This window comes from Variovorax sp. 350MFTsu5.1, assembly GCF_048302515.1.
In the GTDB taxonomy this organism is placed as follows: Bacteria; Pseudomonadota; Gammaproteobacteria; order Burkholderiales; family Burkholderiaceae_C; genus Variovorax; species Variovorax guangxiensis.
In genome coordinates, this window is the sequence record NZ_CP157620.1 from 1,960,606 (window position 1) to 1,975,241 (window position 14,636).

The 14,636-nt window shown below is 65.6% G+C and carries 18 protein-coding genes and 2 tRNA genes; 15 read left to right on the top strand and 5 right to left on the bottom strand.

The genetic code is table 11. The features are described from left to right. Positions 1–3 precede the first annotated feature (3 nt). The 8 genes from ABL843_RS08630 to ABL843_RS08665 all read left to right on the top strand — a co-directional run bounded on the left by ABL843_RS08630 (position 4) and on the right by ABL843_RS08665 (position 7,787). Positions 4–1,059, top strand: a complete 1,056-nt coding sequence (locus ABL843_RS08630) for a branched-chain amino acid ABC transporter permease (RefSeq protein WP_369659183.1) — start codon at positions 4–6, stop codon at positions 1,057–1,059. Beyond that, entirely contained in the window at positions 1,056–2,843 is a 1,788-nt protein-coding gene (locus ABL843_RS08635) for an ATP-binding cassette domain-containing protein (RefSeq protein ID WP_184635684.1), read from the top strand. Before ABL843_RS08630 ends, ABL843_RS08635 begins: the two co-directional genes overlap by 4 nt. A gap of 82 nt (positions 2,844–2,925) precedes the next feature. Next, positions 2,926–3,657, top strand: a complete 732-nt coding sequence (locus ABL843_RS08640) for an ABC transporter ATP-binding protein (RefSeq protein ID WP_126022780.1) — start codon at positions 2,926–2,928, stop codon at positions 3,655–3,657. Continuing rightward, positions 3,647–5,236: an ATP-dependent acyl-CoA ligase gene (locus tag ABL843_RS08645; RefSeq protein ID WP_418119584.1), complete on the top strand. Its 1,590-nt coding sequence runs from the start codon at positions 3,647–3,649 to the stop codon at positions 5,234–5,236. Before ABL843_RS08640 ends, ABL843_RS08645 begins: the two co-directional genes overlap by 11 nt. Positions 5,237–5,241: 5 nt before the next feature. Continuing rightward, on the top strand, positions 5,242–5,994 hold the full coding sequence (locus ABL843_RS08650; RefSeq protein ID WP_418119585.1) for an SDR family NAD(P)-dependent oxidoreductase: 753 nt from the start codon (positions 5,242–5,244) through the stop codon (positions 5,992–5,994). Between the two features lie 52 nt (positions 5,995–6,046). Beyond that, entirely contained in the window at positions 6,047–6,823 is a 777-nt protein-coding gene (locus ABL843_RS08655; protein ID WP_369659179.1) for an SDR family NAD(P)-dependent oxidoreductase, read from the top strand. Beyond that, on the top strand, positions 6,820–7,350 hold the full coding sequence (locus ABL843_RS08660; protein WP_418119586.1) for a MarR family winged helix-turn-helix transcriptional regulator: 531 nt from the start codon (positions 6,820–6,822) through the stop codon (positions 7,348–7,350). Before ABL843_RS08655 ends, ABL843_RS08660 begins: the two co-directional genes overlap by 4 nt. 2 nt (positions 7,351–7,352) lie before the next feature. Next, positions 7,353–7,787: an acyl-CoA thioesterase gene (locus tag ABL843_RS08665; protein ID WP_184635692.1), complete on the top strand. Its 435-nt coding sequence runs from the start codon at positions 7,353–7,355 to the stop codon at positions 7,785–7,787. 7 nt (positions 7,788–7,794) lie between these two features. Here ABL843_RS08665 and ABL843_RS08670 read toward each other — a convergent pair whose 3' ends face one another. Further along, positions 7,795–8,187, bottom strand: coding sequence for a hypothetical protein (locus tag ABL843_RS08670; RefSeq protein WP_126022786.1), 393 nt, complete (start codon positions 8,185–8,187; stop codon positions 7,795–7,797). Positions 8,188–8,341: 154 nt separating this feature from the next. Between ABL843_RS08670 and ABL843_RS08675 the strand changes: the two genes are divergently transcribed. The 5 genes from ABL843_RS08675 (at position 8,342) to ABL843_RS08695 (ending at position 9,963) form a co-directional block, all read left to right on the top strand. Beyond that, entirely contained in the window at positions 8,342–8,545 is a 204-nt protein-coding gene (locus tag ABL843_RS08675; protein ID WP_184635694.1) for a hypothetical protein, read from the top strand. A gap of 376 nt (positions 8,546–8,921) precedes the next feature. Continuing rightward, positions 8,922–8,998: transfer RNA gene (locus tag ABL843_RS08680), tRNA-Arg, on the top strand. A gap of 38 nt (positions 8,999–9,036) precedes the next feature. Continuing rightward, the gene (locus ABL843_RS08685; protein ID WP_184635696.1) at positions 9,037–9,237 is read left to right on the top strand and encodes a short-chain dehydrogenase; all 201 of its coding nucleotides are present in this window, start codon (positions 9,037–9,039) and stop codon (positions 9,235–9,237) included. A 31-nt stretch (positions 9,238–9,268) separates the two neighbouring features. Continuing rightward, positions 9,269–9,342 (top strand) — tRNA-His (locus tag ABL843_RS08690). Between the two features lie 57 nt (positions 9,343–9,399). Further along, complete coding sequence (locus ABL843_RS08695) at positions 9,400–9,963, top strand: HNH endonuclease (RefSeq protein ID WP_418119587.1); 564 nt, start codon at positions 9,400–9,402, stop codon at positions 9,961–9,963. A gap of 97 nt (positions 9,964–10,060) precedes the next feature. On the opposite strand, the gene ABL843_RS08700 is transcribed toward ABL843_RS08695, so the two are convergent. Continuing rightward, the gene (locus ABL843_RS08700) at positions 10,061–10,237 is read right to left on the bottom strand and encodes a hypothetical protein (protein WP_165909637.1); all 177 of its coding nucleotides are present in this window, start codon (positions 10,235–10,237) and stop codon (positions 10,061–10,063) included. A 262-nt stretch (positions 10,238–10,499) separates the two neighbouring features. Between ABL843_RS08700 and ABL843_RS08705 the strand changes: the two genes are divergently transcribed. Beyond that, a complete protein-coding gene (locus tag ABL843_RS08705; RefSeq protein WP_418119588.1) occupies positions 10,500–10,937 on the top strand; it encodes a hypothetical protein in 438 nt (145 codons plus the stop codon). Between the two features lie 268 nt (positions 10,938–11,205). On the opposite strand, the gene ABL843_RS08710 is transcribed toward ABL843_RS08705, so the two are convergent. Beyond that, the gene (locus tag ABL843_RS08710; protein WP_418119589.1) at positions 11,206–11,553 is read right to left on the bottom strand and encodes a tyrosine-type recombinase/integrase; all 348 of its coding nucleotides are present in this window, start codon (positions 11,551–11,553) and stop codon (positions 11,206–11,208) included. Next, complete coding sequence (locus ABL843_RS08715) at positions 11,466–12,194, bottom strand: hypothetical protein (RefSeq protein WP_418119590.1); 729 nt, start codon at positions 12,192–12,194, stop codon at positions 11,466–11,468. Before ABL843_RS08715 ends, ABL843_RS08710 begins: the two co-directional genes overlap by 88 nt. Before the next feature lie 241 nt (positions 12,195–12,435). On the opposite strand from ABL843_RS08715, the gene ABL843_RS08720 reads away from it, so the two are divergent. Then, positions 12,436–13,416 carry a hypothetical protein gene (locus ABL843_RS08720; protein WP_418119591.1) on the top strand — a complete coding sequence of 327 codons (981 nt, stop codon included), beginning with the start codon at positions 12,436–12,438 and terminating at the stop codon, positions 13,414–13,416. Between the two features lie 153 nt (positions 13,417–13,569). On the opposite strand, the gene ABL843_RS08725 is transcribed toward ABL843_RS08720, so the two are convergent. Beyond that, positions 13,570–14,634 (bottom strand): hypothetical protein, encoded by a 1,065-nt coding sequence (locus ABL843_RS08725; protein WP_418119592.1) that lies wholly within the window; start codon positions 14,632–14,634, stop codon positions 13,570–13,572. Positions 14,635–14,636: the final 2 nt, after the last annotated feature.

The window sequence follows — 14,636 nt, forward strand, 5'->3', positions numbered from 1 at the left end:
GCCATGACGTGGGACGTGGCCCTCATCCTCATCACCGACGGCCTTGCCAACGGTGCCATCTACCTGCTGGCCGGCCTCGGGCTGGTGCTGATCTTCTCGGTCACGCGGGTGGTGTTCGTGCCTTTCGGCGACATCGCGGCCTTCGCGGCGCTGTCGCTCGCGGCCTTCGAGACCGGCCGCGTGCCGCCGACCATCGGCATGGTCGCGGTGCTTGCGGCGCTGGCCCTGGCCACCGAAGTAGGCAGCCTCGTGCGGCGCGGCGAGACCGCGCGCATTCCGAAGGCGGTGCTGACCTGGGGCGTGCTGCCCGCCATTCCCTGCGCGCTGGCGTGGCTCGCGGCGCGGCCAGGCGTGCCGGTGGCGGTGCACATCGCGGTGGCGGTGCTGCTGGTGGTGCCTATCGCGCCGCTGCTGGCGCGGGTGGTGTTCCAGCCGATCGCCGACGCTTCGGTGCTGGTGCTGCTGATCGTGTCGCTGGCGCTGCACTTCCTGCTGTCGGGCCTGGGCCTGCTGTTCTTCGGGCCCGAGGGCTCGCGCACCACGCCGCTGACCAGCGCCGTGTTCACGCTGGGCGAGGGCTTCACCGTCAGCGGCCAGGTGGTGCTGATGGTGGGGGCGGCCATTGTGCTGAGCGGCCTCTTCTTCCTGGTGTTCGAGCGCACGGTGGCCGGCAAGGCGCTGCGCGCCACGGCGGTCAACCGCGTGGGCGCGCGGCTGGTCGGCATCCGGCCGGTGCGCACCGCGTTGCTGGCGTATGGCTGCGCCTCGCTGCTGGCGGGGCTGATCGGCGTGCTGATCGCGCCGGTGACGACGATGTACTACGACTCGGGCTTCATCATCGGCCTGAAGGCCTTCGTGGCCGCGATCATCGGCGGGCTCGTGAGCTATCCGATGACGGCCGTGGGCGCGCTCGCGGTCGGCGTGGTCGAGAGCTTCGCCTCGTTCTGGAGCGGCGCGCTGAAGGACGTGATCGTGTTCAGCCTGCTGATACCGGTGCTGATGCTGCGCTCCTTCATGGCCGCGCATGCCGAAGAGGAAGAAGACGAGGTGGACGAATGAACGGCAATCGCAAACGCATGGCGTGGATCGCCGGGCTCGTCGTGGTGCTGGCGCTGGTGCCGGTGTTCGCGGGTAGCTTCACCGTCTCGCTGCTCAACGACATCGGCATCGGCGCACTCGTGGCGCTGGGCCTCGTGCTGCTGACGGGCGTGGGCGGCGCCACCTCCTTCGGGCAGGCGGCCTTCGTCGGCATCGCGGCCTATGCGACCGCGTGGCTCACCACCACGCAGGGCATGTCGCCCTGGCTGGGGCTGCTGTTCGCGCTGCTGCTCACGGGGCTGTCGGCGCTGGCCATCGGCATGTTGACGCTGCGGCTGGGCGGGCACTTCCTGCCGCTGAGCACCATCGCCTGGGGGCTCTCCATCGCGATGCTGTTCGGCAATGTCGATGCGCTGGGGCGGCACACGGGCCTGTCGAATATTCCGCCGCTGCAGATCGCGGGCTGGTCGCTGGCCGATCCGCGCGCGATGTATTGCCTGATCTGGACGGTGGTCGGGCTGGCCTGCCTGTTCAGCCACAACCTGCTGCAGTCGCGGCCGGGGCGCGCGATTCGCGGGCTGCGCGGCGGCGCGACGCTGCTGGCGAGCGTGGGGGCCGATGCGTACCGCGTGCGGCTTTCGCTGTTCGTCACCGCAGCCCTGCTCGCGGGGCTGGCGGGCTGGCTCTACGCGCACATGAACCGCTTCGTGAGCCCGTCGCCCTTCGACGTGCGCGCCAGCATCGAGTACCTGCTGATGGCGGTGGCCGGCGGGCTCGGCCAGCTGGGTGGCGCGCTGGTGGGCGCCGCGCTGGTTCTGGTGCTGAAGAACGGCCTGCAGGACGTGCTGCCGATGCTCACGCAGCGCGCGGGCCAGCTGGAGGCGGTGGCCTTCGCGGCGCTTTTCATCCTGCTGCTGCACTTCGCGCGCGGCGGCGTGATGGGGCTGCTGCGCCGCTGGACGCGACGCCGCGCCGGCGCGCGCGGGCCTTCGCGCCACGAGGGGCCGGCGGTCGAGCCGCTGCCGCACCGCACGCTGCCCGCGCGCGGCTCGCCGGTGCTGTCGGTGAACGGCGCGGTCAAGCGCTTCGGCGGGCTGGTGGCGGTGAACGACGTGAGCTTCGACGTGAAGGCCGGCGAGATCGTCGGCCTGATCGGGCCCAACGGCGCGGGCAAGTCGACCATGTTCAACCTGCTGACCTGTACGCTGCCGATGAGCTCGGGCCAGGTGCGCTTTCTCGAGCACGACATCGCCGGCATGCCGCAGCGCGAGGTGGCGCGGCTGGGGTTGGCGCGCACCTTCCAGCACGTGAAGCTGCGCCCGCACATGAGCCTGCTCGACAACGTGGCGCTGGGTGCGCATTCGCGCACGCGCTCGGGCATCCTGAAGGCGGGTCTGCGGCTCGATCGCACGGAAGAGCAGCAGATCCTGCAGGAGGCTCAGCGCCAGCTGGACCGCATCGGCCTGGGCGACCGCGCGCACGAACAGGCGGGCAGCCTGCCGCTGGGCACGCAGCGCATCCTGGAAATCGCCCGCGCGCTGGCCGCCGACCCGGTACTGCTGGTGCTCGACGAGCCGGCCGCCGGCCTGCGCCGCAAGGAGAAGATGGCGCTCGGCGACCTGCTGCGCAAGCTGCGCGAGGAGGGCGTGACCATCCTCATCGTGGAACATGACATGGACTTCGTGATGAAACTGGTGGACAGGCTGGTGGTGATGAACTTCGGCTCCAAGCTCGTGGAGGGCGTGCCTTCGGCGGTGCGTGCCGACGAGCGCGTTCAGGCGGCTTATCTGGGGAGCGTCGTATGAGCGCCGCATGGCCCCCCGAAGGCGCGGGCCCCCTTCAGGGGGTGCGCGAAGTACGCGAAGTGACGAGCCTGGGGGTGTGGGTATGACCGCGATGCTGGAGATCGGCGATCTGCACGTGTCCTACGGACAGGTCGAGGCGGTGCGCGGCGTGTCGCTCGACCTGCAGCCGGGCCAGATCATCTCGGTGATCGGCCCCAACGGCGCGGGCAAGACCACACTGCTGGCCGCCGCCATGGGCCTGCTGCCCTGCAAGGGCACGCTGCGCTTCGAGGGCGAAGACCTGCAGGGGCTCGACGTGGAAGCGCGCGTGGAGCGGGGTCTGTGCCTGGTGCCCGAGAAGCGAGAGCTCTTCGGCGAGCTCACCGTGCTCGACAACCTGCAGCTCGGCGCCTATGCCAAGCGCCTGCGCGGTGACGCGATGAAGAAGCGGCTGCAGTCGGTGTACGACCGCTTTCCGCGACTGGCCGAGCGCCGCTCGCAGCGCGCCGACACGCTCTCGGGCGGCGAACGCCAGATGCTGGCCGTGGGGCGCGCGCTGATGTCGGCGCCGCGCCTGCTGATGCTCGACGAGCCCAGCCTGGGCCTGGCGCCGCTGATCGTGCGCGACATCCTCGCCATCGTGCGCAAGCTGCGAGAGGACGGCGTGTCGATCCTGCTTGTGGAGCAGAACGCGCGCGCCGCGCTCGAAAGCTCCGACCACGGCTATGTGCTGGAAACGGGCGAGATCGCGCTGTCCGGCGCCTCGGCCGAGCTGGCGAGCGACTCGCGGGTGCAGGCGACCTACCTCGGCGGAGGCACGCACGATGACGACTGAGCCCCGCGCCGTGCCGCCCGCGCAGCGCACGCTGCCGGCGATGCTGCAGCGGCAGGCCGGGCTGTTCGGCTCGCGTGCGCTGCTGAAGATCGCGGGGAGCGCGTGGACGCACCGCGATGCGGCGCACGTTGCGGCGGCGCGGGCCGGCGCGCTGGCGGCAGCCGGCGTGGTGCGCGGCGATCGCATCGCGGTGATGTGCGGCAACCGCGTCGAGTTTCTCGAAAGCTTCCTGGGAGCGGGATGGCTGGGTGCGTCGACGGTGCCGGTCAATACGGCGTCGATGGGGCCGCAGATCGAATACTTCCTCGCGAACAGCGAGGCGAAGCTGCTGGTGATCGAAGCGGGCTTCGTGGAGCGGCTCGCGGCGGCGGATCTCGGGCGTACCGTGCTGCGCGAGATCTGGGTCGTCGGCGAGACAGCTTTGGACGCCTGGCGTGCGCCTGCGGGCGTGCGCGTCGTGGCGTATCCCGCGCATGGAGAACCCGTCGAGCCGGCATCCGTGCAGCCCGGCGACGCACTCGCGATCCTCTATACCTCGGGCACGACCGGGCCTGCCAAGGGCGTGGTCTGCCCGCACGCGCAGTACTTTTGGTGGGGCGTGAACAGTGCCGAAGTGCTCGGCGTGGGCGCCGACGACGTGCTGTGCACCACGCTGCCGCTCTTCCACATCAACGCGCTCAACACCTTCGCGCAGGCCGCACTGACGGGCTCGCAAGTGGTGTTCGAGCCGCGCTTCTCGGCATCGGGCTTCTGGCCGACGATGCGCGCGAGCGGGGCGACGGTGGTTTATCTGCTGGGGGCGATGGTGCCGATCCTGCTGGCCCAGCCCGAAGGGGCCGGGGAGCGCGACCACCGCGTGCGCATCGGGCTGGGGCCCGGCGTGCCGGCTGCCGCCGGTGTCGCGTTCAAGGCGCGCACGGGCGTATCGCTGCTGGAAGGCTATGGGTCGACCGAGACCAACTTCGCGATCGCCACGGCGCCCGATTCGCCGCGCGGCGGTGTGATGGGCTGGCTGCGCCCCGGCTTCCAGGCGCGCGTGGCCGACGAGGACGACGTGGCGCTGCCGGCCGGCGAGGCGGGCGAGTTGCTGCTTCGCGCGGACGAGCCGTATGCCTTCGCCAGCGGCTACTTCAACATGCCGGAGAAGACGGTCGAGGCCTGGCGCAATCTCTGGTTCCACACCGGCGACCGCGTGGTGCGCGATGCGGACGGGGCCTTCCGCTTTGTCGACCGCATCAAGGACGCGATCCGCCGGCGCGGGGAGAACATTTCCTCGTTCGAGGTCGAGCAGGTGCTGCTGAGCCATCCAGGCGTGGCTTCGTGCGCGGTGTATCCCGTACGCTCCGAGCTTGCCGAGGACGAGGTGATGGCCGCGCTGGTGGCCCGCGAGGGCGCGGCCATCGACCCGGCCGAGCTCGCGCGCTTCTGCGAAGGCCGGCTGCCGTACTTCGCCGTGCCTCGCTACATCGACGTGCTGGCCGACCTTCCGCGCACCGAGAACGGCAAGGTCCAGAAGTTCAAGCTGCGGGAACGCGGCGTGGGGCCCCAGACCTGGGACGGCCGGCCCGCGAAGGCCTGACGGGCATGACGAACGGTGCGCCGCAGCTTCCTCTTTCCGGGCGCGTGGCGTTCGTGACGGGCGCGGGGCAGGGCTTGGGGGCGGCCATCGCGAGAGGGCTGGCGCAGGCGGGGGCGCGGGTGGCTCTGGCCGACATCGAGCTTCCGGCGGTCGAGGCTGTGGCGAGCGAGATCGGCGGGCTCGCGCTGGGGCTCGACGTGCGCGACGAGACTGCGTTCGGCGCGTGCTTCGGCGGCGCCGTGGCGCATTTCGGCTGCGTCGACATCATGGTCAACAACGCGGCGCGCACGCCGTCTACCTCCCTCTGGGACATCACGCCCGAGGAGTGGGACGACGTTCTGGCCATCAACCTGCGCGGCGCCTTCTTCGGCTGCCGCATCGCGGGGCGCCACATGCGCGAGCGGGGCGAGGGGCGCATCGTCAACCTGAGTTCGATGGCGGGGCAGCAGCCCAGCAGCGCGACTGGCGTGCACTACGCGGCTAGCAAGGCCGGGCTGCTGGCGCTGATGCGGTCGTTCGCGCAGGAACTGGCGCCGCATGGCGTGACGGTGAATGCGCTGGCGCCGGCGGCGATCGGGAGCCCCGCGCTCGATGCCATGGCGCCTGCGCGCCAGCACGCGTTGCAGGCGGGCATTCCGCTCGGCCGCTTCGGGCTGGCCGAGGAGGTGGCTGCGGCCGTGGTTTATCTCGCTTCTCCTGCGGCGGCCTTCATGACCGGCGCGACGCTGGATCTCAACGGCGGCCGTTTCATGCGCTGACAGCCTTGCCGGGCCGCTCGGCTAAAATGGTTCAGAACTAAATCATTCAGGTATGGACTCAAATTCACTGACTGGCCGGCACGCACTCGTCACGGGCGCGGCGCGCGGCATCGGGGCGGAGATCGCCCGCACGCTGGCTGCCGAAGGCGCCACTCTGACCTTACTGGGACGTGACCGCGAGGCGCTGCAGCGGGTGGCGGATTCGCTGGCCGGCAGCGGGCACGGCGTTGTCGCCGCGGACGTGGCGAACCCTGAGGCCGTGCAGGCGGCGTTCGCCGAAGCCCGTGCCGCGCGTGGGCCCGTCACCGTGCTAGTCAACAACGCGGGGGCGGCGGAGAGTGCGCCGTTTCTCAAGACATCGTTCGAACTCTGGCAGCGGATGCTGTCGGTCAACCTCACCGGCAGCTTCCTGTGCGCGCAGGCCGCGCTGCCGGACATGCTCGATGCCGGCTGGGGGCGCATCGTCAACATCGCCAGCACGGCGGGCCAGAAGGGCTATGCCTATGTGGCGGCCTACACGGCGGCCAAGCATGGCGTAGTCGGGCTCACGCGCTCGCTGGCGCTGGAAGTGGCACGCAAGGGCGTCACCGTGAACGCTGTGTGCCCTGGCTACACCGACACCGATATCCTGCGCAACAGCGTCGCCAACGTGGTCGGCAAGACCGGGCGCAGCGAGGCCGATGCGCTTGCGGAGTTCTCCAGCGTGAATCCGCAGAAGCGCATCGTGCAGCCCGCCGAAGTGGCCGACGCCGTGCGCTGGCTGTGCGGCGAGGGCGCCGCGTCGGTCACTGGGCAGTCGATTTCGGTTTCAGGGGGAGAAGTGACATGACACGCAACGACGCGTCGCACGCAGTGCTGAGCGATGCGGAAGAACTGGGCCACGAGGCGCGCGCCGGCCACGACGACCATGCCGTGCTCAAGCTGTGGCTGCGCATGCTGGCCAGCACCACGCAGATCGAGTCCGAGATCCGTCGCCGGCTGCGCGAGCGCTTCGGCATCTCGCTGGCGCGCTTCGACTACATGGCGCAGCTCTATCGCTACAAGGACGGCCTGAAGATGCGCGTGCTGTCGCGCTACCTGATGGTGACCGGCGGCAACGTCACCGGCCTGACGGACGAACTCGAGCGCGAAGGCATGGTTGCCCGTGCGCCCAGCCCCGACGACCGCCGCGCGTGGATCGTGAACCTCACGCCCACTGGACGCCGCACTTTCGAGACCATGGCGAGCGAGCACGAGCAGTGGATCCTGGAAATGTTCTCGGGGCTCGACATGAAGACCGTCAAGCAGTTGCACACGCAGCTCGGCCTGCTGCGCGTGCATGTGATGCGCGGCGAGCCGGCGAGCGAGGAGGGCTGAGCATGGCCGAGGACAGCGAGTTCTGCAGGCCGCGGCTGATCCGCTTCTCGGACTGCGATCCGGCGGGCATCGTCTTCTATCCGCAGTACTTCGTGATGCTCAACGGCCTCGTCGAAGACTGGGTCAACGAAGGCCTGGGCCTCAGCTACCACGGCCTGGTGGCGCAGCGCCGCATCGGCCTGCCCACGGTGAAGCTCGAGGTCGACTTCCGCGCGGTGAGCCGCATGGGCGACCAGGTGATGCTGGGGCTGGCCGTGGAGCGCCTCGGCTCCCGCTCGATGACCCTGCGGGTGCGCTGCTTCGAGCCGGTGGGCGGCGAGGTGCGCATGCAGATGCAGCAGGTGCTGGTGACCACGTCGCTGGAGACCCATCGGGCCGTTGCCATTCCGGACGACATGCGCGCTGCCATCCTGCGCAACGCGCCCGCGCTGGGCTGAGCCGTCTTCAGGGTGCTGGCTCGTTGCCGCCGGCGTCCTGCGCACGCTTCTTCAGCCAGCCGCTGAGCTCCTTCTTTCCCTTGGCGTTGGCCGATCGCCATGCCTCGCGCGCCGCTGCGATGAAGCGCTCCTCAGCGGCATCCGGCACTTCGCTGGGCCGGTCTTCCTCGTCGAGCCAGCCCAGCTCGACGCCGCAGTGCCTTTCGATCTGCCTCGCCAGGTTGTCGCCGATGGGGCGGGAGCTCTTGATCTGGCTCCACATGCTGGGGGAAATCTCGATCTTCTTCGCGAACGCCTGGTCCAGCCCCTTGGCTGGCAAGCCTGCGGCAACGGCCTCTTCGAGAAAGCGGCGGTGCAGCGCAAGCGCATTGCGGCGGCGCGCGACGGTGATATTGGGCACTGTTCAAAAACAACAACAAGACAAAAAAAGATTGTCCCGGTTGTTGACGCCGCCGTAAACACTATTTACAGTTGCCTTCACTCGCGGCTCCAAGCCGTACCATTTTTCCAACCCCTAACGGCCGACAGCGGCAATTTTTGACTCAGGAACCATCGTGAACACCGCACTGATCCTCACCAGCATTCGTCCCGCATCGGGCCGATCGCTCGTGCGCGTCTGGGCGTGCGGTGGTTTCGACGGCATGCCGTCGATCCGATCGAACCAGCACCAGAGCCACGTGTATTCCACGAAAGCCGCAGCCAGCCTGCGTTTTGGAAAAACCGAGGATCAGGTGCTACCGGGTGGAGGTTGCGCATAGGCGCACACCTTCCAAGCTCTCTCGTTCAGAGGCCCGGAAACCGCAAGGTTCCGGGCCTTTTTGTTTTGTCGTGCAGTTTTCTGTTTGCCATTTCGGGTGTGCCTTCACCACACCGCCAGAGCCCACCGCGTAGACGGTCTGGCGGGATGTGCAGGAATTGATCACTCCTGTGCAGCGACGTCGTACGGGGCAGCGCCAGCGCGTTGTCCGTCGCGTGAGGACACAACCGAAATGGAAAGCGGGCAGCCGTTCCATGCACGACGACATCACCGAACCCGAGCGGGACAGGGCCATGCAGATGGTCCTCCCGCGGAAACCGGCCGCAAAGATTGGGCGGCGCCGGAACTCGTAACCGGACACTTTTTTCTTTTTGCCACCCGCGTTAGCTCAATGGATCAGAGCACTTGCCTACGAAGCAAGGGGTTGCACGTTCGAGTCGTGCACGTGGGGCCAGTTTCTTCGTCCTGCTGTCACACAACCGAGGAGTCACCATGCGCAAGCGCAATACCCCGATCCGGATGATCACCGTGCGCCCGGCGCAGCCGCGCGAGCGCACCACGATGCTGGCCTTGGTCCGGCGCTTCGGTTTCACCGCCGGTGCACGCGGCGCGAACCAGGAAGCGCCAGGTCGCGAGCTGCAGTCCGACGGCCTCGATCTCGACCAACGCGTTCGCGCGGTCGGCGAGTGGTAATCGGCCTCTCACCGATCGTCACTTCTTCATGGTGCGCGTAGCTCAATGGCAGAGCCGCGGGTTGTGGTCCCGCTGACGACGGTTCGATTCCGTTCGCGTACCCCATGGCTTCGTTCCTTCATTCATCAACCACGCAACCATCGCCGCGAAAGGAGGCGATTCATGCACCCTCACGTCCTGCAACTCGACATTCAGGGCACGCCGCAAGCCTGGATTTCGCTGGAGCAGGCGGTGTTGTACTACGCGACCGGCTCGGTCGCCTGGGAAGACGGCGACCAGCCGCTGGCCACGCTGCGCGGCGGTTTCAACGTGGCGCGCGGCGTGCAGTCGCGCATCGATGTCGCGCCGATCATCGCGCTGCGCGGCGCCTCGAAGATCAACCTCTTCGAAGTGATTCCGAGCGTCACCAAGAGCAAGCTGCTGCGCCGCGACCGCCACACCTGCGCCTACTGTGCGGGCGTCTTCCACGAGCGCGACCTGCAATGCGAGCACGTGCTGCCCGAATCGCGCGGAGGCCCATGGACCTGGACCAACCTCGTGAGCGCATGCGCCGCCTGCAACAACCGCAAGGCAGCGCGCACGCCGGAGGAGGCGGGCATGCCGCTGGTCTACCTGCCGTATGTGCCGAGCCGCTACGAGAACTTCCTGCTGGAAGGCCGCAACATCCGTGCGGACGTGCACGAATGGCTGGCGAAGCGTTTGCCCAAGGGTTCGCGGCTTCAGTAGGTGCGGGGCTGTGATGAGCTTCCTGTCCCGCCGCGCCCATGAAAAAAGCCCGCTTTCCTTCGGACGGCGGGCTTTGGTTCGTGGCGAAGACTGCCTTTCAGCGCCCGATACCGAAGAAGCGGTAAGCGATCACGCCTGCTGCAGCCAGACCGCCGACGATCGCCAGGATGACTTTGGTTGCACGGCCCGTGCCGCGCTTCGAACGGGGCCAGTGATCCGGCCCGATCAGGTCGATGGGGACGGTGGGTTTGCCTATGTCGGACGCCTTTTCCATGGGCGGAAATATAGCTCACGCCCGAAAGCACGGTCCGGGGCGGGGCGCATTCCGTGGCTGTTGTGCGTCGCTGCGGAGGTTGCGGCGAGCCGGGCAAAAAAATACCCGCATGAGCGGGCCGAACGAGCCGTCTGGCTTCGAAGTTGATGTCCCTGTGTCTTTCTTTGTTGTTGCGCTGCGTGACAGCAAGTGCAAGATGCCACGCCAGATGGGCGCCGTTTGCAGCTTTGGGGCAAGCTGCTTGTAGCTGAAGGAGTAAATCGTGAAATATTCCCTTATGAACAAGAAAATCATCCTCGAAAGTTTGACGCGTGCGCTGGAGAGCTGGGTTCGCAATGCTTCTGCAGCACAGCTCTGGCAGGTGCATCAGGCTGGCGGCCTCGGTGCGCTGATCGAGGCGGACGACGAGGTCGTGCAGGTGCGCATTGTTCTTGGCGGCGCACGCGATGCGTTGTCGGAGCTTGGCAAGACCGATGGGCGATTGCCTGTCACCGAGGCCTTTCTGGGCACTGCCGCATGGGGAGCGCCGCCGGCGCAAGGGAGCCCGGATCGCGAGCAGTGGTTCCTGTCGAGCGAACTGGCGCAGGCGCATGCCCGCCAATACCTGGCGGCGGAGGTGGGCGAGCGACAGGATCTGCTGGAGCGCTGCGTCGACGACTGGGTTGCGCGGAAGGGCGCCGCTTCCAGCTCTGGTTCGTGATCGGGCGCGAGCCAGCAAAGAAAAAGCCTCCTCAGGGAAGATCTTGAGGAGGCTTTGACGAAAAAATAGCGCGGAGACCGCGCTATTTTGGTGTTGGTGGTGGGCCCTGAGTGACTCGAACACTCGACCTACGGATTAAGAGTCCAAGGGAAACCTGAGAAGAATCAACAACTTACCTTCGGATTTTGTTCCGCAACCGGAAAAATGAGGGGTCTCGAAACCCAGCATCCATGCGGGTGTCTTGGAAATTGCGGAACAAATCCCGTGCCTATTTTGGCTCCTTCTTCGAGGCCGCGATCCGCACCTTCTTGCCGACCTTGTGGCGGATGTACTTCGAAGTCATCGCCTCGGTCGAGTGCCCCAGCAGGGTCTGCGCATCCTTGATGCCGGCCGACTCGTCGGTGTCCGTGGCCGCCTTCGCGCGCAGGTCACGAAACTGGAACGTGGTGATGTCGATGCCGGCACTTTTCCTGGCCTTGTCGAAGCGCTTGCGCAGCATCGCCGCCGTCATCGGGGCGCCGCGCTCGTTCACCAGCAGCGGGGCCGACTGCTTCGGCCTGGCCGCCTTGAACACGCGGATCTCCTCGATGAGTTCTTCCAGCGCATTCTCCACCACGATCCGTAGCTTCGCCTGGGTCTTGCCCTGGCGGCGCAGGTCTTAGCGCCGTAGAGCAGGTCGGTTCCGATGTCTGAGAGTCGAGACTCGATGATCCCGATGACCTCGCCCACCATGAAGTAGGGGCCCTCATAGATGTTGAGAGCTTCGAACGATGCCGCAGCAGTCTCGGGCGCAGGCGCGGAGTTCGTCTCGGTTCTCGATTGCTGAGGCGCGGCTTCAGCCTCGGGAAGCGCGTCCTTTATGTCGGTGAAGTCCATCAGGCTGTTCGCTTCGTCGAGCAGCGACCACGCATCGCGCAGCGTGTCCTCGATGACCTGTCCGAGCGACAGGGCGATCACACCATCGATCGCCGCCAGCGACGTGAACATGCCGGTGTAGGCTGCGTCCACATCAGCCCGAGTCAGGGGCTGGCGGTACATCGGCGCGATGGCCGGCGGCAGCATGTCTTCGATCACCGCTCGCAGAAGTATCTCGGGTGCGTCGCCCGGATCCGTCAGCGCCACGGAATGGTGGGCGAGCTGCAGCTTCTCTTGGCCGAGCTTGAGGTTGGTGAAGATCTTGTCCAGCCGGGCCTGAAGAGGGCTCTTCTCGGCCTTCGGCTTTGCCTTGGCGCGCGGCCTGTCGAGTACGGCACTCATGCTTGCACCGCGCTGGCGTTCAGGTCGTCGATCGTTGTTGAAGGGAGAGACAACGAAGTGCAGCTTCTGCTTCGCACCGTAAGGAATGATCGACGGCGGATGGACCAGTAGCTGTGGAAATCCGGTGGCCCTCGCTGCCGCCCCTTTGTCTTGGCGCGACGCGCGCCCGACCTGTTAGGCGAACTTCAGGCTTATGATCTTTCGCGTTCGCTGGCCCGGAGAGCTGGCGCAGGACTAAAAAATGAAAAGAATGCCGGCGGGGGTCGCTGTAGCAATGATGGCTATGGCGCTCGTGTCTTGTGGCGGAGGTGGAGATGGTGAGAGTTCAGGGCTTGCAGGTGCTCAGGCTTCGGCCTCGACGCAAGCGCCCGGGTTGGTGCAGGGTGCCAACTCCAAGACGGAAGACCTAGGCGCAGTGCAGGCTCTCACGGCGGTGCAGGCCGATTCGACTGGAGGGGTCGCCGCAGCACTTGGTCAAGGGGAGCAAGGGCGGGCAGAACTTCTTGAGCTGGCCGGCAGTGCCGCCGGGCTGCCGATCATTGAATTTGATGCATCAGTTGAGTCTGCACCCATAAGCGTCAAGTTCTTTGAGCGCCAAACCCCCACATTTGCTGTTGACGCTGCGATAACGGTAAGAAGCAAGCTTCCGTATGGAGCGTCCCCTTGGGTCGCAGACAACGAGGCCCATATCGTTGCCGATTCAAATGGCAGCAGATATGTGCTTTTATGGCCGAACGGGCCGGGCAAATTCCGTGCAATTCAGGGCCTGCCGATCAATACACAAAAGCTCACTAGGGGTACATACATTGGTGCGCTGAGAGTTGAGGTGCTTCCATACACCAGTTCTCGTGCGTACCCGACAAGCACGCCTCCCGTTCTCATCCCTTACGACATCACCGTAGTCCCGCCCTTTGATGTTTCAGTGGAGGTGAACGGTGTACTTGTACCGTTTCAGCCCAGTTTGGATGGTGTCGTCAAATATATCGACGTGAAGAATGGAGACACCATCACTGTTCGATCCTCCGAGGTCAGCTCATGGGGAACTTCGTCGGGTGGGGTGGCTTTTCTCAATACCGTTCAGGCCGAAAAATCTTGGATGGCCACGGTCGATTTGAGGACGAATTCGGATTACGCCTTTTTCTCTCTTAAAGCGGCCGTTTACGACCATCTGCCAGCGACGTATTGGGCGGAGGAATGGGCTCATTTCCGGGTGAATCGCTGACGCTGTCAGCCTCCCTAAGCGGCGGAGCCTCCCTTTTCGGGGAGCGGCGAGGTTGGTACCTGCCGACCTGATTCAGATCTACATGGGCGCTTGGTGACCCTTAGTTCTCAATAAGGATGCTCTTGATTGAGAGCCTTCGCGCCTTGGAGTTCACTACTGCAGAGGCGCTAATTTTTGCTTGAGCCATTTCATGCTTGCGCGATGGCCATTGTTCCCAACGAGCCAGTAACGGCACGGCTGATACAGCTGATCTACGGGATAAATCTTGAACGACTCGACCAGATCGTCCCTGACAAAAAAGGCGTTCACGCCGCTCAAATTGCAACTCACCAAAGTGTACTTTCCCTGGAAGAGATTGACCCACGCCTGCAGTGTTGCACCGTAGTAGTCGTCCTCTGCCCATTGATGGTCGCCGACGTATGCCATCGCCAAATTTGTCGGAGGCGGGAACTTGCCGTTGTATTCAACGCAGATGATCTTGGGGGCGATCTCCTGGAGCGCGAGAGGCATCAGGTGTAAGTCATTGCCATCGAGATCGAACGAAAAGAAATCGATGTCAGCGGTGCCAAGGTGTTCGCGGAACTGCGCAACCAATGGCCTGACGGTTTCTTTCGCCACAAAAGCCTCGGTGACAAGAAGATGATCGCTCTTGAGGCTACCAAGCTGTTCCGCGATGAAGGCGATGTTGCGTGGATTGCCGTCTAGCCAGCCCCCACGATATCCATCCAGTAGCAACTGGTGTGTGTTGTTCTCAAGACCATTGCCGCACCCAATCTCGATGAACGTTCCCGACATCTCGGTCCGGCCTTTGATTCGCTCCAGACAGGCGCGGATGATTCCGTCCTCATCGCATTGGGCATAGCTGTTCCATCCCTGCAGCGCAATGTTGTCGGGCATCGTGCGCGCAAGTTCTGATCGAAGGCTCGCAAGCAACTGCGCTGAATCCTGCCAAGTGTGGCCGATGTTGCGATTTCCCTCGATATGGAGCGGTGCCGCAACGGTGTTGAGTCTCTTGGCAATATCAGCAAGACGGTCGGCTATCTGTGCCGACAGCATAGTTGCATCCGAGTTGGCACCGCGGGCTTCGACACGAGACTGCAGAACTACTTGCTGAAGCTGCGTCAACGTGTCCTGTTGCCGATTCAGGGCGGCTGTTGCTGACAGTACCGAACCATAGAGGCGGGCCAACTGGCGAAACGGGGTAAGCGACTTGAGCATGG

Coding starts and splice junctions, on each gene's coding strand:
- ABL843_RS08630 (WP_369659183.1), top strand. CDS start 4: ATGACGTGGGACGTGGCCCTCATCCTCATCACCGACGGCCTTGCCAAC.
- ABL843_RS08635 (WP_184635684.1), top strand. CDS start 1,056: ATGAACGGCAATCGCAAACGCATGGCGTGGATCGCCGGGCTCGTCGTG.
- ABL843_RS08640 (WP_126022780.1), top strand. CDS start 2,926: ATGACCGCGATGCTGGAGATCGGCGATCTGCACGTGTCCTACGGACAG.
- ABL843_RS08645 (WP_418119584.1), top strand. CDS start 3,647: ATGACGACTGAGCCCCGCGCCGTGCCGCCCGCGCAGCGCACGCTGCCG.
- ABL843_RS08650 (WP_418119585.1), top strand. CDS start 5,242: ATGACGAACGGTGCGCCGCAGCTTCCTCTTTCCGGGCGCGTGGCGTTC.
- ABL843_RS08655 (WP_369659179.1), top strand. CDS start 6,047: ATGGACTCAAATTCACTGACTGGCCGGCACGCACTCGTCACGGGCGCG.
- ABL843_RS08660 (WP_418119586.1), top strand. CDS start 6,820: ATGACACGCAACGACGCGTCGCACGCAGTGCTGAGCGATGCGGAAGAA.
- ABL843_RS08665 (WP_184635692.1), top strand. CDS start 7,353: ATGGCCGAGGACAGCGAGTTCTGCAGGCCGCGGCTGATCCGCTTCTCG.
- ABL843_RS08685 (WP_184635696.1), top strand. CDS start 9,037: ATGCGCAAGCGCAATACCCCGATCCGGATGATCACCGTGCGCCCGGCG.
- ABL843_RS08695 (WP_418119587.1), top strand. CDS start 9,400: ATGCACCCTCACGTCCTGCAACTCGACATTCAGGGCACGCCGCAAGCC.
- ABL843_RS08700 (WP_165909637.1), bottom strand. CDS start 10,237: ATGGAAAAGGCGTCCGACATAGGCAAACCCACCGTCCCCATCGACCTG.
- ABL843_RS08715 (WP_418119590.1), bottom strand. CDS start 12,194: ATGAGTGCCGTACTCGACAGGCCGCGCGCCAAGGCAAAGCCGAAGGCC.
- ABL843_RS08720 (WP_418119591.1), top strand. CDS start 12,436: ATGAAAAGAATGCCGGCGGGGGTCGCTGTAGCAATGATGGCTATGGCG.
- ABL843_RS08725 (WP_418119592.1), bottom strand. CDS start 14,634: ATGCTCAAGTCGCTTACCCCGTTTCGCCAGTTGGCCCGCCTCTATGGT.